The organism is Pseudoalteromonas luteoviolacea NCIMB 1942 (assembly GCF_001625595.1).
GTDB lineage: Bacteria > Pseudomonadota > Gammaproteobacteria > Enterobacterales > Alteromonadaceae > Pseudoalteromonas > Pseudoalteromonas luteoviolacea_A.
This window is the reverse complement of record NZ_AUXT01000150.1, coordinates 15,311-36,427: the sequence shown is the minus strand read 5'-3', so window position 1 is coordinate 36,427 and position 21,117 is coordinate 15,311. Positions and strand designations below refer to the sequence as shown.

The window sequence follows — 21,117 nt, the reverse complement described above, 5'->3', positions numbered from 1 at the left end:
TACTGAACAAGAGGGCCGCATTATGTGTTTAGCTGCCCTCTAACAGCCAAACATAGACGTTAGGAAGCCCATCTTTGTAATTGATTTGGATATCAAGTAGGCGGCCATTTACAGTCTGCTCGATGGTATAATAGGTATGGTTTAAAAAGTAGCGCCCCTCATTTTGTACAAGTGTACTATTTGAAGAAATTTCTATTCCTTTTATTTTTGCAAGCTCAACCAGTGCATCTCGGATGGCGAATTTAATGGCGCTACTTAAGAGGTTATCAGGCGCTATCGTGCCATCTTCACCAAAGTTTCCTAAAACAATACTTCTACCTTCAAACTCTTGTTTTTTGCGCCAATTAGTAGGGTTTGAAAGGGGAGCTTCTCGTGTTGGGAGGCTGTAATTAGCAAACAGAGTTGCGCCGTAAGTACAACTGTTAGTCATGAGTATTGGCTGCTCTATTTTTTGAGCAGAAACATTGCCTTGACGAGATAGGTTTATGGCGTATTGGGTTTCAGATTGCTCATCAGATACGTAGCTTTCGCGTAATTGCTCTTTAACGTTTACTCTCGCCTGACTCAGGTAGCCTGCAAGAACTTTGGCATTTTGTGCGTTCATGGGGATTTGTTGGTGTGCGAATGCAGTGTAATAACTCACACCAATAACGCTATTGTGACTGTTCTGGCATAACCATGAAGGTTGACACTGAGAAAAGTCACACTCAATTGGCTGGCATTGTTTATTGGTCGTGAGTGCCGAGGTACTCGCGTAGCTGTAAAGTGTATCCGCTGTTACATGAGGGTCCGAGAAATAGACCTCCTGCCCATTTTCTAAGGAAATGCTTGTTAAGTTATGTGTGACTTTATTCAATTCTACGTCGATTTCAGAGATTGCATAGTGCTCTAGTAATCTCACTAAAGCGCGCTGACGACTCGCAATCAAAGAGCCATATTGGGTTGCACTGTATGGCGCTGCTGTACCAATGAACCCTACCTGATTTGATTGTACGGGCGCTTGCAGCCAGCAAGGAGCTACCACTGTGGGAGCAGGCTCTTTTTCCACAACAGATGTTATTTGGCAGCCTACAAGAGTAATAGGGTATAGGCATGTGATTACAAAGCGATATAAGGGGGTCATGGGCCATCCTATTGGGCACCTAAAGTCAGATGCAAATCCTTTAATTGTATTTAGTGTCCTGTAAAGGGATATCAAATTCAACCATTAGCCCTCCTCGTTCTCTATTCTTTAGTTTAATTAGGCCTTGGTGTGCGCAAATTATTTCGTTGCATAGGCTCAAACCTAAGCCTGTGCCATCAGTTTTAGTCGAGTAGAAAGGTTGTAGCGCCTGGTGATGATTTCCGTCGATGATCCCTGTGCCTCTGTCCACCACCGCAACTCTGAGGCGAGTATAATCTTTGACTACTTTAACTGCGATCTCTTGAGGTAGACTACCAGATTCATGGGCATTTTTTAATATATTAATGAGCACCTGCTCCATTTGTGTTATGTCAAAGTATGCGCGTGTAACAGGCAGTGAAGCCAACATTTCAAAGGGGTAGAGCTTGTTTACTTGGTCAAAAAGCGGCGCTAAATCATGGTAGGCGAAGTTGGGTTTGGGCAGCCTTGCAAAATGAGCATATTGCGCAATAAATTCGCTAAGATGGGTAGTCCGTTGGTCTATGGTTTGCAGAATATCGGGTAATAATTTTAGATGTTTGCTTTGTTCCACCATCGTTTTGGCAGAAGTAGTGAGTGAGCTAATAGGCGCAAGAGAATTATTTAACTCGTGACTGATTAAGCGGATAGCATTTTTCCACATATTAATCTCTTCTTGGCTTAGCTCATGGGAAACGTTTTTGAAGATTAAGAGTCGATGAGGCTTTTGATTTAACGTGACTTGCTTAAAGCTTAAATAGTAACTTTGTTTTAGGTCATGTTGTTCAAAGCTAATCAGGCCAGTTTGTTGTTCGGTAATTGCAACTTGTAAGTTGGGGTGTAATTTTTTGATACTTTGATGCAGCGCCATCCCCTCTAGTTTCGGTTTTTTTAACAGTTGGGCTGCTTCACCGTTGGAATAGACAATGTGATGGAAGGTATCCAGCAAAATAATGCCCATGGGCGATGCTTGAACGATACTATCTAATAAAATTTCACGTTGATTGGAGGATTGGCGCTGTTGTCTTAAACTGCTCGTCAATATGTTATACATACGCAGGAGATCTTTTAATTCATAGCTATGATACTCGGCAATACGGATTGAAAAGTCTTCATCACGAATGCTTTTTAGTCCATTCGTGAGCGTATCTATTACGTGCTTATGTTGCCTAAACACCACCTCGCAATATATAAATACTAACGGGATCACCAGCAAAAATGCCCCAACTGTAGCAGCGTTAAATGATGCACCTAAAAAGAGTAACCCAGACTGAGTTGCTACCAAAATCAAAAGAGCCACGATGCAAAAGATTGCCATTTTGCCAGCCAGTGAGTACGACTTAAATTTCATCAACGTGCGATTCCAAACTTGTCCATGCGTCTATACATTGCTTGGCGGCTGAGCCCTAAGCTCTTCGCTGCATGGGTTACATTACCATCGTTGGCCTGCAGGGCTGTGCGAATATCTTGCGCTGAAAACTCTGATGAAGTGGCTGAACTCGTTTGCTTGATTTGTAACCCCAGATCTTGTGCTTCGATGACTTCACCTTGCGCAAGCAGTGTTGCTCGACCAATCACATTTTGTAACTCCCTGACATTACCTGGCCAGTGATAGCGTTTTAAAGCATGCTGAGCGCCAGCACTCAATCGCTTAGTATGGTCGATAAAGTGATTAGCCAAAGGAATAATATCTTCGGGTCGCTGCGCCAGAGACGGAAGATTAAGCTCAATCATGTTAAGGCGGTAGTAGAGGTCCTCTCTAAACTGGCCCTGTGAAATTGCTGCGGCAAGATCTATATTTGTGGCACTTAGCACGCGTACTTTGACTCGTTTAGTTTGGCTACTGCCAACGGGTTCGAATTCTCCTGTTTGTAATACTCGCAGTAATTTTTGCTGACCAGAGAGTGGAAGGTTGCCTATTTCATCTAAAAATAGTGTGCCGCCATCCGCAGCTTCAAATCGGCCAATACGACTTTTAGTTGCACCAGTATAGGCACCACCGACTACGCCAAATAACTCAGCTTCTATTAAATCCGCAGGTAATGCACCAGCGTTCATTTTGATAAATGGAGCGTCACGATAAGGACTATTGGCGACAATGACTTCGGCAATCTTCTCTTTACCGGCACCATTGGGGCCGGTAATTAAAACAGGCGCATCTGAATGCGCGACTTGGGTGGCAACTTCCAATAAACTAAGCATGGCGGGATCTGCACAAACGAGCCCTGCTAGGTTGAACTTATCAGTCAATTTGGTTGCACGTGCAATGGATTGTTGCTGCTGCTGAAACTGTGCTTTTTCTAAGCGGTACATTTCTAAAAGCTGGTTAACAGATGCGAGTAGCTTCTCTTCTCGCCAGGGTTTTTCTAAGTAGTTAGCTGCCCCGTCTTTGATAAGTTCTACGGCCATCTCTAGATTGGCCCATGCAGTTAGAAGGATAATTGGTAAATCTGGGTTGAGTTGACGGATATCTTTGTAAAGCGTTTTTCCTTCAACCCCAGATGTCGTGTCAGAGGTAAAGTTCATATCTTGAATGACGAGGTCATAAGTTGAATTTTGGAGCATGGCCAAGCCTTTATCGGGCGACGTAGCACCATCACAATCAATGTCATTGAGCAAAAAAAGCAGTTTGAGTGCTTTAATTACATCTTGGTTGTCATCGATAACAAGTATTCTATGTTGCATAACTTTAAAACTCAGATACCAGCACTCAAAAGTGCTGGCTTGTTATTTTTATTAATTGGTTTTCGTTACTTGAGCAGGGGCTATTCTAGCTGCTTTTCTAGCCGGTATATAGACCGCACAGGCGCTTAGTAACCAAACCCCAATGGCGACAATAGCTGCCAACCAAGGCACTATCAGTCCTTGTATTCTAAGATTTGTGACAAAGTACTGATTGAGCCACAATGCTGCGCATAGACCAATAGCGATACCCCCAAAAGCCAATATGCTATTTTCAACGAGTAAGGATCTCATCACTCTAGATTGACTGGCTCCTAAGGCTCGTAGTACACCAATTTCTTTTGTACGCACTGAAATTGAAAAAGAAACCAGTGCGACTATACCAACTCCTGTCACTAAAATCGCGATCCCACTAATCCCCATCATTATAAAAGCAAACGTACTGCGTCCGTCCCATAGGCGCTTTTTAGCGCGGGCTGCATATTCAACTTGCTTTACAATCCGCCCTTGCTCGTTGAATAAAAGGTTTTCAATGCGCTCTAGGGTTTGTTCTGTAGTGTCTTTATGTACTTTAATAATGTAGTTAACTTGGCTATTTTGTGCGTAGTGTGCTTCTGGTATAACGGCGGAGTGATACCAGTTGTTATTGTATACTGCACTTTCGCCCAGCATCATATCTGTGTAAGTACCGATTACTTGATAGGGTAGCCGTTCATTGTGCAAGTAAATCGTTTGTCCTAGGGCACTTTGTTCTTCAAATAAAGCGGTTGCGAGTGCATCACTGATAAGAATTACGCTGGCTCTTCTTGCTTGCTCACCGTCAGAAAAAATGTATTCAGTATCATAAAAATTACGCCCTTGCGTGATTTTGATACCTAACGCTTCGACACCTTGCTGAGATTGTGAAAATAGAGCAACATGCTCTCCTTGCTTGTCTCTATCTAGTGTACTATGGGCAAAATTACGACCATTTACGGTTGCAAGTACAAGTTCATTCGCCGCATAACTGGCAAATTCGACTTCAGGTAATGCGCGCAGGTTGCGAAGATCTCTTTCTATCAAAGCACCTTGATCCAGTTCCTTATCAAATACACGTGTATAAACATTGATAATCTGTTCTTCAGCGATATGAGAAGGAATAAGCCAGTTTTGCAGTGTCCGATAGCTAATAAAACTGGTGTTACCCACGATGGTAACTGCGATGGCAATTTGCAATGTGATCAGAAGCGAAATACTTTTGTGCTTTAGTATCAACTTTAAAATATGTTTGATAGCCATGGTGTTACCCCCTTAATTGTGATGCAGGTGCGATACGACTGGCTTTTATAATGGGGAACAAACCAGCTATAAGAATTGTTAAGTAGATAGCGCCTGCCGCCTTAAGTGCGAAAAACAGGTCCATCGAGTAGAGTTTTTGAACTTGCTCGGACACTCCGACATAGTCCATTTGGTACAGTGCTAGCAAGTACATGACATACAATCCAACTTGTGCGCCAATTACCCCCAAAAGGATAGCAAGGGTAGCGCCTATCAGTAATTCGAGTACTTGAATTTTTATTATGTAGGCCCTGTTTGCACCTAGTGCACGATAAAGTGAAACCAACTTGGCACGATGCTGATTTTTGGCCAATAAAATACCGACGGTATTTACTAAGGTAATCGCGAATAACAAATATGCGAAGTTCAGGTAGACGCGCTCCCAATCCATAAAGTCATAGATAGTATCGTGAAGCAGCTTTAAAGACTGTAAGTAATATGGCTCAGCATGGGTAAAGCGACCTTGGGTTGTTTGTTGTTGCGTATAATTTCTTAGCCATAGTGTGAAATTGCCCAGCTGTTCCTCTGCCTGTAATGGAGATACTTCGGCCCAAGCATGAATGTAACCACATTCCGCCGTTTTTAGCCCAATCATATTGTATTGACGATACCCAGTGCGAGACGACTCTTCTTTGGTCATACAGGGCATATACCCAACCCGTGGAAGATTGTGATTTGTCGCATATCCTAGTGGAACAAACGCTAAGTCATTCTCCCTATTACTAAAGCTGATATTTTGAAAGCGATAGGTGTGGTTTGATAAATCGACAACACCAATAACTTCTAGCTGCTGGTTGTTGATAACGACTAACTTTCCCACTGAATTTTGACCTGCAAATAGGTGGTCATTTGCTTTTTTATCAAGCACGATCACAGCATCATCATGCATGTTTTCGCCCCAAGCATGCCCGTATACAAAAGGGGTTTGCATCATTGAAAAAAACGCATGGTCTACAGCTGAGCTGGTGGCGTCCAGAGGTCGTGCACTTTTGTCTACAACATCTAATACAAATGATGTGGTATAACTAAAACTCAATCCTTCAAGGTCAATGTCCCCTTGTTTATATGCAAGTGTCAGCGCCTGTGCGTCCTGATAAGTCATGGGAGGTGTTCTGAGCGCATTCCTTCTATCAAAGTCTGCATCCATGAAATTTAAACTGACATGATGTAATTGTTCTAGTTTATGTGAAAGTGCAGAGTGGCCACTTTGTGCAATGATTGTGCTCATAGTCAGTAGCAGAGTGATACCTATCACGAGGTTTGCGACCATTAAAGTTGTCAGTTTTGATTTTTGTTTAAACCCCTGCCAAGCAAGGTGTATCAGGTCGTTCATAACACCTCCTTAAACCGCTAAATCAGTTAACTGGCTTTTTGCAATATCGCTCAGTTGACCATCTAATATTTGAATATTTCGATGGGCGCGCTGTGCTAGCTCATTGTCATGGGTCACCATAATTAAAGTGGTGCCTTGTCGATTGATTTCTTGTAATAGTTCCATGACTTGGCGTGCCATCAAAGTGTCCAAATTACCGGTTGGTTCATCTGCAAGTAAGAACCGTGGCTTTCCAGCAAGGGCGCGAGCAATAGCAACGCGTTGTTGTTGTCCGCCACTCAGTTGGGCAGGGTAGTGTTGTGCTCGGCTACCTAGGCCGACCAACTCCAAGCTCTCTTCGATACGCTGCTTTCGAGCTTGCTGGCTAAGCCCTCTAAATATGAGTGGTACTTCAATATTGTCGTACAGGTTAAGATCAGAAATAAGGTTAAATCCTTGGAATATGAATCCGATTTTTTCGTTGCGAAGGCGAGATAAGTGCTTATCCGACAACCGGCTAACATCTTCACCATCCAGCATGTACTGGCCTTCTTCAAAGGTCTCTAGTAATCCGGTAATGTTTAAGAAGGTCGTTTTGCCAGACCCTGAAGGACCTGTTACAGCGATAAACTCTCCTTCTTCTATAGTAAGGTTAACGCCACTGAGCGCGTGAGTTTCTACCAAGTCAGTACGATATATTTTGCTGATGTTTTTCATTTTTAGCATGGTTGTTCCTTTTTATTTTATTCGCTTAAGATGACTTGTTGCGCTTGCCCAAACGCCGATAGGCTAGATATTACTATGGTATCACCTACCTGTAAGCCATCTTTGACTTCAACTTCTTTAATACTTTTCACACCCAATTGTATGGGGGTTCGATATGCGTTTCCGTCCGCCACACGATAAGCTGTGCGGGCAGATCCTGTTTCTACAAAGGCACCACGCTCTACTTTCAGCACATCTTGCTTTTGTGAAATAATTATTTGGGCATTAACTCGTTGGTTTTGTCTGAGGTTTTGGGGTTGTTGCTCAAAACGGATACGACCAGACACTCTGCCATTTTCTACTTCTGGAGAAATGGCCATCAGTGTGGCTGGGAAGTATTGATTGTTGATTTGAACTTTCGCTGTTAAGCCAATGCCCAGATCATCAGCGAGGTTTTCGGGGATATATGCTTCGACTTCTAATTCACGGAGATCGACCAGAGACATTAGCTCAGCATCGCGCTGTACATGTTGCTTTTGTTGAACATTGATATTACCGACAATACCATTGAGTGGTGATGTCAGTTTGAGCGCATCCACTTTACGTTGCAGGTCAGCGACTAAGTGGCGCTGTCGGTCTAAATCAAGTTGGGTACTTTGTAATTCAAAACTTAGTTGTTCCTGAGATAATTTTAAGCTATCAATTGCATGGCGTTCTTTTAATTCGGCGCGTTTAAGCTCGACCATAGTTTGTTCCAATTCAAGCTTTGAGATAATTTGTTTTTCAATGCTTGCTTGCGCGCGTGCCATTTCACTTTGTGCAGCTTCAAGCTCAACTTTTGCGAGCTCCATGGCTTGTGTATTGTCTAGTTGTTGCTGTTTTATGGCAATTTGCTGGCGTTTAATATCCATTTCTAATCGCTGTAATGTAGCTTCTTCTTGCAGTAGCTGATTGCGTAATTCTGGACTCTCCAAGCTGACGAGCATTTGCCCTGCGCTAATTGCATCACCCGCTTTCACATGTAAGGTGACGGTGCCAGGCGCTATGGCATAAAGTGACGGGCTGACAGCCGCAAGGGTGCGGCCCTCAACGCGAATATCTTGAAGAATATCACCACGTACGACCTTCGCGGTTTTCAATTGTTGACTTGAAACTACTTGCTCAGCAGATAGTAGCTGTGAAAAGCTGTCTAGTGACAGGGTGATGGCACTTAACATGCCCATGGTCGCAATGCCTGTTATTAACCATTTTTTAGAGGCCGAGCTGTGGGCAATCACCTTATCTTGATGAGATGTACTCCGGATCATGGTATCTGATTCCTTGAACTAAATTAATATCACTTTTTCTTTATATCAACTGTTATGCCAATTTTTAAGTTATTGAAATTTAAGTATTTATAAGTATTTGGTTTATAGTGAAGAAGACAATCGGACGGACACCGGACAGTACGCGGACAGTAAAAGTGGCCGGACAACGGACGGTGTGTTGTGCATCAATCCAATGAAAAAGCTAATAAATAAAGTGAAATTTTTAAGTGACTTTAAAGGTAAGTAGATGAACTAATTTGTCACGAACTTATCGGGACTTATTCTACTCACTAGGTGCTTTATTACATCCGTTTACAATAAAGGCTTATAATTCATGAGCATACTCATTTTGAAGAGTTAATTACAAAAGTTCACATGATAAAATCGCAGGGTTGTTTCAATAGGGAATTAAAATGAAAAAAATAACGCTAACTCGCTCTCTACTCAGCGCTGCGATAATTTTATCTCTGGGTGGTTGCGGTGGTTCTTCGTCAGATAACAGTTCAGCGAATAACCCGTTAACGCCCACAGTTGAAAAAGTGGTAGAAAAAACGATCCAGCTGGAGACTGTTTTTAGAGGTTGTGAGAACGACGAAGCAAAGCCGAATATTGACATTGTTTTTCATAACGCCAATGGAGAGGTAGTTGCAACAGCGAAAACTGATGCTGAGGGCAAGTATGCGGGCAAAGTACCGGAAGCTGCAATGCATGTGTCCGCCATTGACTCTGAGGCGGAAACCAATCAAGTACATACATATATGGAAATAGGTGAAGGTGTAAACCTTGGCAAAATATATTTTTCAAGGCCAAGTCCACTGCCTGCATGTCCAATTGAAAGTGACTACTTCTGTGACAGGGTTGATGTAGATCTAAGTGAACTGGCGGCTGTGTACCCTGGTTATAAATTGGTCGATAAGAATTGGGTGCTTGAACACGAATTGAGTAACAGCAGTCAAACGATAGACGTGTACAATTGTGAAAGTAATGGCACTCATCATTTTGCGCTCGTATCCCCGTCAGGTGATGAAGCCGTCGCTGCAAGAATACCTGTCAAAAACGTGAGCGTTGATAGTTTAAAAAGTGAAGCCTTTACACATGGGGGAATAAAGGTTTCTACAAAATCATATATCAGCGATGGCTCTGCGAGAATTATGTCTTTGGAGCCAGAAGGCACCAATGGCGCCTATGATATGGGCTTTTTCATACCAGAAGATTACATGCCATTTGTATTCCCAAGTTTAGAATCGACCTTTAATTATCGAATATCCCGACATGAAGACTTGTACACAGGGAGCAGTGATTTTAATGCTAGTGCATATATAGCATCTCGGACAGTGATTGCAGATGATGGTACCGTTGATGTGGAGTTACCGGTCAATGTCAATAATGATTTCGGTTCTGCTTTTTTTGCAGGTAATGTCAATAACAACTTTAATTTTAGCTATGACTTTAGCCATGTAGATAAAAGGCTACACATGTTGCGGTTGAATTTTGATTTTACTACCACAGACGGACAGTCAGTAAAGTGGGAAGTTCAAGGTAATGTCGCAGGAACGCTGCCAGATTTTCAGTTTGGTGACGCATTAGACTTCGGGAATGCCGATTTTTCAGTCCTTAAAGAGTTCTCAATATTACTATGGGCGCACCCTCATGCACCTCAGGGATTGAACGATTACCGGTCGTTTTTAGCGAGTAAAGAGGGCGCCTTTAGATTTTCTTTACCAGAATACCAATCCTACACTTCCATTAGTTATCTATTTACACCTAATAAATAAGACCGCCATACGCCCAGAACGATAGGTCTGGGCGTCATCGTCAGTTTTACCAGTGGAAGCCCAATCTTTGTAGCCCTTGGAGGGCAGCAAGTTGTATTAACCCCACCCACACAGTGATAATCCCGCTCCAAGATTTTGACAAGCCCAGCGTCCGATTAAACACGAACATCATCCAAATAAAGACAAAGGCCATACTAACAAGTGATTCGATTGCTTGAAGAGAAAACAAAATGGTGATGGTCGCGATTAATACGACGACAGCACAGCGAACTATACTTTCATAGTCTGCACCAATAAATCGTACGGTCATTTTGGTTGGAATAAGCGTAATGATAAACAGTAATGACGCCAGCGCCAGCGTTGAATCCTTATGATAAATCAAATCCATTTATTCAGAGGTGTATAATAGTTTCCCATATAGGTCCATTATTTCATGATTTGGGCCGAACTTTCTAGTCTAGGTCATTATTTCGAGCGTTCTCCGTGCGACCTTTAACCAGTCCAATGGTAGTATCTCATCACCTTTTTTTCGTGATTTTTTATTTAAAAATGATGTTTTTTTGGTTCTTTTGTATTTTCAATTTGGAGTTTCTACATATTTTTTACTTATTTCATCTTCATGCTTCGATTTATTGTGTCTGCCAGTCTAATTATTTGATTTTAATTACATTTTGTACCTATTAGTGAGGTGTGATTTTAGTCTTATAGCGTGACGGGCGCTTGGGACTGGTAGGCCATTACGCCACTCTTGGGAAGTGGGATAAATCGTTACGGAGGAAATGCGATGTTTGGAAGTTACTATCGGCCCTTAATAAGGCGATTGATGTTGGCTGCTTTATTTGTAGTGCCGACTTATGTGTCTGCGGTCACGACAATAGAGTCGTTATCACCAGAACAGTTAATTGCGAAAGTCCATTCTGCGACAGAAGTCGGTTTAAGTTGGCAGGCACCGGCTGGTGTTGAAGACATTACTGGTTATCGGGTATTTCGTGATGGCAAGCGAATAGGCCGGACAAAAGTTACGTTTTTTGTGGATACCAATGCAATACCAGATGCTGAGCACACTTACTATGTTACCGCGTTTACAAGAGGTAAAAATAGAGTCTCAAGTTTGCCTTCAAATTCAGATACCATTAAAACCTTAAGCTCTGATGAAAACGATGGAATGCGCAATGGTTCTATCATTCGAGTTGGTATTGCGCGACTGGTAGATCATTGTGGTACAAACGATCTGAACGAGATATCAGATGAAGCACTTGATAGCTGTATGGATAAGCTGATTGATCATTACACTCTGCGACAAGGGCTGGAAGATATGCAAGCCTATGTCGCCCGCTACCGTCGCCATGAAGATGCAAAGCTTATTGCGTTAGGCAAACGGCTATTTTTTAGCAAAGCATTGAGTCAAAACTTTGATACGTCGTGTGCTTCCTGTCACCATCCGGCACAAGGGTGCGGCAGTGATGGATTGTCACTGTCTATTGGGGTTAATGCTGAAAATACAGATTTGATGGGCTTGGGTCGTAGTGACGGCGCTGTGGTACCGAGTGTTGGACGAAACTCGCCACAAATTTGTAATTCAGCGTTGTGGGTCGATAGCATGTTTTGGGATCAGCGAGTTCGTTTACGAGAGGCAAATCGCGATAGTGAAGTAGGTAGTGTATCTACTGCTGATATTCAGACACCTGAGATTGAAGTAACTAGGTTAATGAATGCTGAAGTGGAAAATACAGATCCACTTCGCTTGCTCATGGCACAAGCTCACTTTCCTATTACTGCATCAGCGGAAATGGGCGACCCTAGCGGCTTTGACTCACCACAGGCATATCGTGAGTTTATTGCGCAAAGATTGAGTGAACAGTGGAAGCCCCACTTTAGCGCGGCCTTTGGCGACGACCAAATAAGTTTCATACGCATTGCCAGAGCCATGTCGGCTTATCAGGCATCTTTTTTGTTTATTGATAATCCATTCTTCAACTATATCGAGGGTCGACAAGATAAGTTGACCGCAGATGAAAAGCGCGGCGCTTTGTTCTTTTACACAGGAGCCGGTTGTGCCAATTGTCATGATGGTGTGATGTTTACTCCTGAGAGAACGAGAGGGCCCTTGTATCCGCAAATAGGCGCGCATGGTATTGCAAATGGTAACTTTAAAAATCAATTTAGAATGCCCAGCTTATTAAATGTCGGTATTACCGCGCCGTATGGTGACAAAGGTGTATTCGCGACCTTAGAGCGCGTGATTGAACACTACTCTGATGTCACCGGTTCTTTGGAGCGTTTTTATGGCGAGAATGAAACTTGTGGATTGCCGCAGTTTCAGCATTTGAGTGCCGTGCAATGCGAGGCTGTTGTTGGTGATGCAGATGACTATGTTTTAGCGCTCAATGCACAAAATCGAGCTGCATCTGACAGAAGTGATGAAGCAATTATCCGAGGCTTTACATTACAACAAGTCAGTTACTTAGCGGCATTTTTACGTGCTTTAACTGATCCGAAAGCATTAGCGGGCAGTAACGAGGTTAACGCCTTGATCCCAAAAAGAGATGGTGGGCCAGATGGACATCAGTTTGATGCTATCGACGAAGAGGGCAATACACTATAAATAAAACAAGTAAGGGAGCCTGATGGCTCCCTTACCTCATCTGTATCTGAATAATTATTATGAGTTCAAAGCCGACTCTGAGCCCATGGCGTGTAACTCTTGTTGCAACTGTTCCGCACGCTTTTCAAATTTTTTCGCGCTGTACCAGCACAGTGATGCAATAGTAATGAACATAATATCAACTATCACGAGATCTAAAAGCACGTGACTAGATAGTATATCAGCGTAATGCAGATAGTTTGGCACATTCAACAATGCAGCAAATGCATATGCTAAACCTGAAAATTTGAGTAAATAATTACAAAAGACATCTTGCTGCTTGATAAATAGAGATATCAAAGTACATACGAAGAAGCTTACATATACAATACTGTGTATGGTCGTCATTCGCCCTATCGCTTCGAGTGGAATTAACTTCGACGCGATGGCACCAAGAGCGATGGCCAACATACAGCCAATGAAGGCACCAGAAGTTAAGCGGGTCACAAATGCTAGGCTGCGTTTACTTTGTTTTTTCTGCTTTGCGCGTTTGCTTATCCACATTAAGTTACCCGTAATGATGATATAAGCTGTGGCTAAGCCAAGAATAAAGAAAGCAATCCGCATACCATATCCTGCAAAATCACCAAAATGCAAACTTGCAATCGTGGCCAAACCTCCACGTAGATTATTGTCGTAATTATCTTGAGTAATATAAACCTGCTGGTGGTCTTTTAAGGCGTAGCGCACTTCTACATCATTTGAAAATTCATCATTACTTTTAGCCATAAAAACCAGCACAGCGCTTTCGTCGCCAAAATGCTCGATCATCATGCGGCGAAGCGTAACATTGCCTAACTCATTCATAGCCTTAGTATAGAGCTCATCGATACCTTGCATAGGCATACGAATGTCCACTTCTTCTATGTGAGGTTCATTGAAACCTGCGGCTTGCAGAACTTTACCTTGATCGCCTTGATACAGTATTACCGCATACGAGATTTGATAAATAATCACTAGATTAAAAACCAAGCCAGTAAAGGCATACATGATGTGAAAAGGTAAGCCCATGGTGCCAATTAAGTTATGCGCATCGAGCCATTTATCCTTGTTGGCACCGAGACGGAACTGATAAAAGTTTTTAAACAATTTGCGCCAGTGAATGACCACGCCACTGATTAGCGCAACAAAAAAGAACAATGTTATGATGCCTACGAAATATAAGCCAATTCGTCCTGCACCCAGGTCATAATGTAAATGGTAAACAAAGTTGGCAAATTGAAAGTTATTGGCATCGGCAATAATGTCGCCGTTGACAGGATCGAGTAACAGGTACATATCCTGATGGTCTTCGCCTGTCTCCGGATGAGGTTCATTTAGCTCAGCAGCAAAATACACCTGCAAAAATGGATTTCTTTCGGTGGGCTGGTAGAGATAAAAGATGTGGTGAGTATCTATTTCATACTTTTCATCTAACTTTGCCACGACGGTATCATATGATACCTGACTTGCATGCGGTGAATGCTCACCTATCAGTGATACCTTTTCCCATGTTTCTATATTTTCTCTGAATAAGCTGATAGAACCCGCTATAAACACAATAAATAAGACAAAAGAAATAATCAGACCTATCCAAGCGTGTGCATTTGTAAGTGACTTAAGTGTTTGGCTTTTCATTGTATTACACCATCAAAAAAACGTTGAGTAGAGCTGAGGGCAAGAGTACTAACAGCATGTACTTGGAAGCTTTAAGCGTTGTTTCAAAGGCGTAGACCCACACCATAATGCTGGCCCAAATTGGAAACCCCAAGATAAGGCCGATGAGTAATCGAGTATCTTCAGCAAAGGGTAAAATGAGGTTCGTATTCAGTGCAATGGAGACTGAAATCAACAAGCCAAATATAAACCCCAGTATTGTTTTAGGCCACATGAATGATACCTCCAACGGTTGAGCATATTGTGAGTAATAAAATGGAAGTTGTCATAAATAAGCGCTTTGATTTACCAGCCAATACGGTGACACCAACAAGCCCCATCATCAGTACAACAAAACTAGCAAGTAATGCGGATACCATAGGGTAGCTCTGTGCGAATAAAACGTTTGCAAAAGCATATAAACACAGTGCTAAGAGGTAGCTTAGCCATTTAGGAACTGGCTTGCTGAGCAAGTATTGCTTTGGGCTGGCCAGATATAACAGCAGTGACGCGACCCATATAGGGATAATAGCGAGAAGGCTCATGAGAATAGGAATAATTGTTATTTTGTTCTTTATTGTTTCAATAAGTGAATCAAAATTCAACACCTGAGTCTAAATTGGTCTGCGCGAATTACAATTTTTTCAATCTTTTCATTTTTTCAAGCTAGGCTAACGAAGCAACTCAAGGTTTCAAATCGATAAGCGTACTGTTCATCGCAGCCTTGTTTTGCGATGGGTCGATAGTTTTTGTGATGTTTAGCAGTTGGCTATTTGGAGTTAACCATATGTTCTCGCTGTAATACGACAGATTCATTGAAAAATATCCTCATGCTTTTTTTTGTTATATTGTTCAATTCTGAAGGTGTCTCACTGTTCATGTCCCGATTTAATAAACAAATCACAACACAATATGCCATTCTCATAGCGATGTTTATTAATAAAAAGTTAACCTGGTGTTTATTTGAAGTGTGTTTTGGTATTTGTATTCTGTAATCTACCAGTGAGTGTACGGAGTTAAAATTCACTCATGGAAATTTTAATTGTGCTATTTACAAGGATCTGACAATGAAATTTATACAGGGTATTTTAATATTTTCTATTCTACTTTTCTAAATTAGGACATGCCAAACTGACGGTTATTGACAATGCTTGTTCAAGGTTAGTGAGCGGCGATCTTTCCACAGAGGTAGAAACAGTCGGTGTGCTTGATGAATAAGGGACTGAGCAATTTATCGAAAGTCGTGTACGTTTTTTGGGTTTGATATTGTTGATGTAGATGGTGTCAAAAATTTGAGTGCACTATTTGCTGCTCAGGACCTGCATTGGCGTTATGCAAATGTAAAAGCGGGTAACCTAGCATTGTTATTTGGTCGTCACTTCGGTTTAGGTGAGAGTAAAAGGTCCTCATGGGTCGTCCATATTCCAGTCGATAAAGTTTTGACTCACATTGAGCAGGGCAATGAGGTGGTAATATTGTTGTATGCCTTTCATCATATAAACGGTGAAAAGAAGCGTTCTTATTCAAAACTAAAATATCATCAACCAGTACTGCTAAGGTTATTAAAGAAAGAGATATCGATTGGTTTGCCTTATAACTTAAAAGTCGAACACCCAAGTGATATGTCCCATAATATTCATGACAAATGTATTGTGTATTGTTTGAATAGCAATTGGGTCGACTCTGACTACTCAATTGAAGATCATCCTAGGTATCATACCAGTACAAGCGACCTTGGAATTGCCATTCCATTTAAAGGCCAGTTTGTTGTAGTCGGTTATATTACGCGTTTACTATTTAAAGAAAATCTTACGCCAATCGCAAACTTTTCGCCTACCGAGTTTGGGTTGTGGAATCGTTATGGAAAAGCTTTTGACCTAGGTGCGCTTCGCGGTAATGCAAAAGCATTTTTGTCGCAATTCTTTACATTGATTTATGTACGTGATCCTCTAACTGGAAAGATACCAACCAATATCGCATGGAATATTCTTATGCAGCATGGTGAGTTTTTAGCCCATGCGAGTTATGCTCGAGATTATGAAACTTACCTGATGATGAACTTTGCATTTGAGGTAAATAGCTTGGGGAGTGCACATGACACTACTACCCAAGGCTATAGCAAGGCGGAATACGCGAAGCAGATGCAACAAGGGTTTATCAGAAGTGAAAACAGGCGCATTTAATCAGGCACCGTTAACAGTAACATACGCTTAATCATTATTTGAATGGCCATTACGTTAAATGATGGCCAACTCAATGTTTTATAACTACTTTACTCACCTTGCTTTATTACAACGCGACACAGTATGCGGATTTAGAGCGTATCTTTCAGTAACTCTAACACCTCTTTCACAGACAGCTTTTGTGTTGTGTCACTACCAGACAACACTTGTTGTGCAAGGTCTCGCTTCTGGTTGTGCATGGCTAGAATTTTTTCTTCGATGGTATTAGAAGCAATCATGCGATAAACGGTCACTGGTCGAGATTGCCCAATACGATGCGCACGATCTGAGGCCTGTGCCTCTACTGCTGGATTCCACCACGGATCCATGTGTATAACATAGTCAGCGGCAGTCAAGTTTAGGCCCGATCCACCGGCTTTAAGGCTGATCAAAAAGACTTCTCCTTCACCTTTTGAAAAAGCATTGACACTGTGCTGCCTTTGTTTGGTTGGGGTAGAGCCATCGAGATATTGGTAGGAGATCCCGAACTCGTCTAAATGTTGTTTAAGTAATTGTAAGTGACCTACAAACTGGCTAAATATCAGGGCTTTATGACCATTGTTGCGAAGTTCAATCAATAGTTCATTGAGTTTTGCAAGTTTTGTACTCGAAAGTGAAAGTTCAGGGGCAACAAGGTTTGGGTTACAACATGCTTGTCTGAGCTTAGTAAGCTCAGCCAGCATTGCAAGGTGCTGGGAACCAGCGTCTTCTTGTTCATTTGCTGTTGCGATGTTGGCTATGGCATTTTGTCGCAGTGCCTCATACAGAGTTTGTTCTTCATCACTCAATTCAATATTGATATTGATTTCGGTACGTGGAGGAAGCTCTGTCAAAACTTGATGCTTCATTCTTCGTAGAATGAACGGTTGTAAAAGTGTCTTAAGATTTTGCTGCGCATACCGTGCTGCTATTGGCTTCTCTTCTCTATTTTCAATTGGTTGAATAAAGCGTTCTGTAAATCGTTTCAAATTACCAAACAATCCCGGGTTAACAAAACGAAACAGAGACCACAGCTCCGTCAAATTGTTCTCAATAGGTGTACCCGTGGTGATCATTTTAAACCCCCCTCTCAAGGCACACGCCGCTTGCGCCCGCTTGGACAATGGGTTTTTGATGGCCTGTGCTTCGTCAGCAATGATAGTTTGCCAATCAATGGATTTTAAAATTTCGAGGTCTTGAACTAATAATCCATAGCTAATAACCAACACATCATGAGCGTCCAGTTCGTTTAGTAAAGTTTCTCTGTGTTCACCAGCTTTAAAGTGCGCCAAGGTGTGCAGTCGCAGGGTAGGGGCAAACTTAGTGGCCTCTTGCTGCCAGTTAAAACAAACGGAGGTGGGAGCAATAATCAAACTCGGGCCTTTAGTTGCTCTTGCCAATAACACAGCCAAAGATTGCAAGGTTTTACCCAGCCCCATATCATCAGCAAGGCAGGCCCCTGCCCCCCAATGTGCCAAGCGGGTAGCCCAGTCATAGCCAGCTTGTTGGTAATCTCGTAATGTGGCTTGCAAGTCTTGCGGTAAGTTGATTTGCAATGCATTTGCTTCTTGCATTAATTGCGATTGCTGTTCCCAAGCATGTAATGTTTTCATTCTCATACCGGTTACGGCCTCTTTTACAAGTGGGCTCGCCAAAGGATGAAACTTGCCTTGCTCAGTGCCTTGCTCAGTGCCTTGGTTTAATTTGATGAGCTTATCATGTAGCGATTGGGACAGTGCAACAACCTGCTGTGAGTCCAGCTCAATAAAGCGCCCATGACTTTGCTCGACAAGCTCAAGCAGCTCTTTCAACTCGATAACTTGTTGATCGTTTATCTTCAACTCGCCATTAATATCGAACCATTGGTTTTTCTTAGCGATAGCAAGCTGTAAGTTGTGTGCTTGGAGAGGTTGAGTCAATTGTATTTTCTGACCCTTAGGCCAACGTAGCTTAAACGCCAATGGCGGCTCTGTTTTGATAGCCTGCTCCAGCTGTTCCAAAGCATTCAGCGCGTCTTGTAAATCTGCGATACTCAATTGATTATCTGCCATTGCCAAAAAGGCTGGGCACTGTTCATCCAGTTTGTCTAGTAGCTCTTGCTCTGCCGCTAAATCTCGTTTAGTGGCAATACGTTTACCACCAATTTCCGCGCTGATGCTGGCATTACCAACTGCGGGATGAAAAGCAGGACCTTTATCTCCAAATGGCATGCTTATGCAGTGAAAAGACAAGCCCTGCTGGTAGGGGCTAACATTGATAACAAGTTGTGCTTGTGCGTCTACATTTTCTAAGCCAATCTCAATATCGCTCACCTCTGACTGGATGTTCATCAATGGTGCAATAGCTTGAATGCTGGTCATTAACTTTGCCTTTGCACTTACAGGAATGAGTATCCCATTTTCTCCGATGATATTGGCGACCTTTAGCTGTGATTTGTCAAAATGAGTAAATACACACTTACATCCTGGTTCAAATTTAAAGGCATATACAGACTGGCGGCTCCTAAAATCATCAGGTAAGTCTAGAAGTGTCAAATATAACTGCTCGCCGCGTTCAGATATCGCCAATTGCGCTGGAAGCTCAATAATTTCAAGTGGTTCCAACATATCATTAGCGTGATACACATTGGGGGCCTGCATTGCTGCTTTTAGTGCTTGTACACCCTCTAATTTGTAATCTGTACCTTCCCAATGTCTTTGAAGCTCTATCACGTCTATTATTGCCAAGTCGGTATTGGACAGGTAGCCCAATTTCGCGTGGCTTGTATGGAGTTCCTCAAGGGTAATTGCTTTTCCTTTACTCCACCCTGAAGACATACGTTTTTGTACTTTCGCACCAAATAAGGCGAGTCCTTGGTGTTCTTCTAAAACCCAGATGAGTTGATGAGAGTTGGATTGTTCGTGCTCTTTGCTATCAACTTGGTTTGTCGGTGCCAAGGCGAGCAACTTGTCTAATGCCAAATCCCACTCAGATTGTTGCTGGATCAGTCTAGAAAAGTCTACCTGCAAGCTTTGCTCAAGTTGAAATGACTGAACGTTTGCGAGCAGTTGCAAGGCGATTTTTTCTAACAAGTGCAGTTTTGATGTTCGATAGAAGGTAGTACACCGCTCTAAGATAGATAAGTGCTCATCTGTAAGTGTGTGCTTACACCAATGTAATGAAAGTACTGTGAGTAGCTGGCTGCTGTAGTAGTCAAAAGGCCTATTTTGTAAGTCTCTTTCGTGCTCTTTCAGTTGGGGAATAAATGGTGCACTGTTGGACAATGATTCGGCAAGGCATTCAAAAATGTGGCCGATATGATAATTGGTTTTAGTACCCTTTTTATCAGATAGTTGATTGCTGGCGAGCTGCATTGCTTGGTCACAATGGTCATTTTGACCATTTGCGGTAGCGAGCAGAGTAACCATGTGTAACCATCCAAATAACCCATTTAAATATGGGTGTTTCTTTTTTGAGTACTTTTGTTGTGCTTGAAGCGCCGCATTGAACTGAGTATTTGCAGCGGTCAATTGTGCATTAAACAGCAAAGCAGCAGCTTTGAGTTGCAATGCATAACTTGAAATATCGCTTGGCTTTACACCGTTTGTGACGAGCTCAAGCTGACCTTGTAATAACAGGTGTTCAGCTAGCAAGAGTCTAAGGTTTTGGTTTTTGGGTTTTTCCTTGCAAGCAAGTTGTAGTAGGTCGGTAACTACGCTGAGATCTGCGCCTAATTGCACTTGTGTCGCAGTTAATGTTGCAAAGGCCTGATATTGCATGTCATCAGGCAGCTCTGCAAAGGTTTCTAACTGAAATGGGAAAAAAGCAAATTGCACCAAAGCGTAGTTATTTTGCAAATCGAGTATCTGCGGGTTTTTATTAAACCCCATTCTTGCTTTTGCTTTGGGAAACTGCCCTAACCACAAAAAGTCCCGTGTAAGACGGTTTTCGTCTTCGGGATCTCTTTCCCATTCGTAGGCGTTAAGAACTGGAATATACTCTTCTGCACATTTTAATATGGGCAGTAAACGCCCAAGCTTTTGCGCGTGCTGTGTTACAAGGTTTGCGACCAACGGGTTGATTTGTATATTCAGTTGATCACAATGCGCCAAGTGGCTTTGTTCTACTGCGATCGCGAGCTCAGAACTCAAAGCTGACATTGGTCGACCGGGTTCTATTACCCCTTGCTCAGTGAGCTTTTTTAATATTTGTTTAATTTTAATCGTAGAGGTGGACTTGAATATTACCGCCAGTACTTGAACTAAGGCCTGGTAATCGGGGTCTAGGGTCAAATAGTCAGCATAGAGAGTTTCTATGTTACTGTGGGTATGCGTTGTGAGCGTAAGGGGGCGATTAATAGAGTGCAAGATTGTTCCTAGGTCTGCAATTTGACGCTGGCAAATTACCAAATGCACTGGC

15 protein-coding genes are annotated in these 21,117 nt (G+C 42.3%); 3 read left to right on the top strand and 12 right to left on the bottom strand.

The genetic code is table 11. The annotated features are described in order from the left end of the window. Positions 1-28: 28 nt before the first annotated feature. The 7 genes from N482_RS09345 to N482_RS09315 are packed head-to-tail and all read right to left on the bottom strand — an operon-like array spanning position 29 to position 8,464. Positions 29-1,123 (bottom strand): hypothetical protein, encoded by a 1,095-nt coding sequence (locus N482_RS09345; RefSeq protein ID WP_063376783.1) that lies wholly within the window; start codon positions 1,121-1,123, stop codon positions 29-31. 40 nt (positions 1,124-1,163) lie between these two features. Then, complete coding sequence (locus tag N482_RS09340) at positions 1,164-2,492, bottom strand: sensor histidine kinase (protein WP_231100825.1); 1,329 nt, start codon at positions 2,490-2,492, stop codon at positions 1,164-1,166. After that, positions 2,492-3,826 carry a sigma-54-dependent transcriptional regulator gene (locus tag N482_RS09335; protein WP_063376782.1) on the bottom strand — a complete coding sequence of 445 codons (1,335 nt, stop codon included), beginning with the start codon at positions 3,824-3,826 and terminating at the stop codon, positions 2,492-2,494. The genes N482_RS09340 and N482_RS09335 overlap by 1 nt, the downstream gene beginning before the upstream one ends. Positions 3,827-3,877: 51 nt before the next feature. Beyond that, positions 3,878-5,101 (bottom strand): ABC transporter permease, encoded by a 1,224-nt coding sequence (locus N482_RS09330; RefSeq protein ID WP_063376781.1) that lies wholly within the window; start codon positions 5,099-5,101, stop codon positions 3,878-3,880. Between the two features lie 4 nt (positions 5,102-5,105). Next, positions 5,106-6,473, bottom strand: a complete 1,368-nt coding sequence (locus N482_RS09325; RefSeq protein WP_063376780.1) for an ABC transporter permease — start codon at positions 6,471-6,473, stop codon at positions 5,106-5,108. Between the two features lie 9 nt (positions 6,474-6,482). Next, the gene (locus N482_RS09320) at positions 6,483-7,178 is read right to left on the bottom strand and encodes an ABC transporter ATP-binding protein (RefSeq protein ID WP_063376779.1); all 696 of its coding nucleotides are present in this window, start codon (positions 7,176-7,178) and stop codon (positions 6,483-6,485) included. A gap of 17 nt (positions 7,179-7,195) precedes the next feature. Next, positions 7,196-8,464: an efflux RND transporter periplasmic adaptor subunit gene (locus tag N482_RS09315; protein WP_063376778.1), complete on the bottom strand. Its 1,269-nt coding sequence runs from the start codon at positions 8,462-8,464 to the stop codon at positions 7,196-7,198. A gap of 413 nt (positions 8,465-8,877) precedes the next feature. Here N482_RS09315 and N482_RS09310 point away from each other — a divergent pair, with 413 nt between their 5' ends. Continuing rightward, positions 8,878-10,239: a hypothetical protein gene (locus N482_RS09310; RefSeq protein WP_063376777.1), complete on the top strand. Its 1,362-nt coding sequence runs from the start codon at positions 8,878-8,880 to the stop codon at positions 10,237-10,239. Positions 10,240-10,285: 46 nt separating this feature from the next. On the opposite strand, the gene N482_RS09305 is transcribed toward N482_RS09310, so the two are convergent. Continuing rightward, positions 10,286-10,621: a hypothetical protein gene (locus N482_RS09305; protein ID WP_155730552.1), complete on the bottom strand. Its 336-nt coding sequence runs from the start codon at positions 10,619-10,621 to the stop codon at positions 10,286-10,288. 402 nt (positions 10,622-11,023) lie between these two features. Between N482_RS09305 and N482_RS09300 the strand changes: the two genes are divergently transcribed. Further along, positions 11,024-12,844, top strand: coding sequence for a cytochrome-c peroxidase (locus N482_RS09300; protein WP_081227857.1), 1,821 nt, complete (start codon positions 11,024-11,026; stop codon positions 12,842-12,844). A 57-nt stretch (positions 12,845-12,901) separates the two neighbouring features. On the opposite strand, the gene N482_RS09295 is transcribed toward N482_RS09300, so the two are convergent. From N482_RS09295 to N482_RS09285, 3 genes are read right to left on the bottom strand one after another with little or no spacing between them, the layout of a single operon-like run. Continuing rightward, positions 12,902-14,500, bottom strand: a complete 1,599-nt coding sequence (locus N482_RS09295) for a PepSY-associated TM helix domain-containing protein (RefSeq protein ID WP_063376774.1) — start codon at positions 14,498-14,500, stop codon at positions 12,902-12,904. Between the two features lie 4 nt (positions 14,501-14,504). Then, positions 14,505-14,753, bottom strand: coding sequence for a hypothetical protein (locus N482_RS09290; RefSeq protein WP_063371762.1), 249 nt, complete (start codon positions 14,751-14,753; stop codon positions 14,505-14,507). After that, on the bottom strand, positions 14,743-15,063 hold the full coding sequence (locus N482_RS09285) for a hypothetical protein (RefSeq protein WP_063376773.1): 321 nt from the start codon (positions 15,061-15,063) through the stop codon (positions 14,743-14,745). The genes N482_RS09290 and N482_RS09285 overlap by 11 nt, the downstream gene beginning before the upstream one ends. 747 nt (positions 15,064-15,810) lie before the next feature. Here N482_RS09285 and N482_RS09280 point away from each other — a divergent pair. After that, complete coding sequence (locus N482_RS09280; protein WP_063376772.1) at positions 15,811-16,701, top strand: hypothetical protein; 891 nt, start codon at positions 15,811-15,813, stop codon at positions 16,699-16,701. 131 nt (positions 16,702-16,832) lie between these two features. Here N482_RS09280 and N482_RS09275 read toward each other — a convergent pair whose 3' ends face one another. After that, positions 16,833-21,065 (bottom strand): DEAD/DEAH box helicase, encoded by a 4,233-nt coding sequence (locus N482_RS09275; RefSeq protein WP_231100824.1) that lies wholly within the window; start codon positions 21,063-21,065, stop codon positions 16,833-16,835. Positions 21,066-21,117 lie beyond the last annotated feature (52 nt).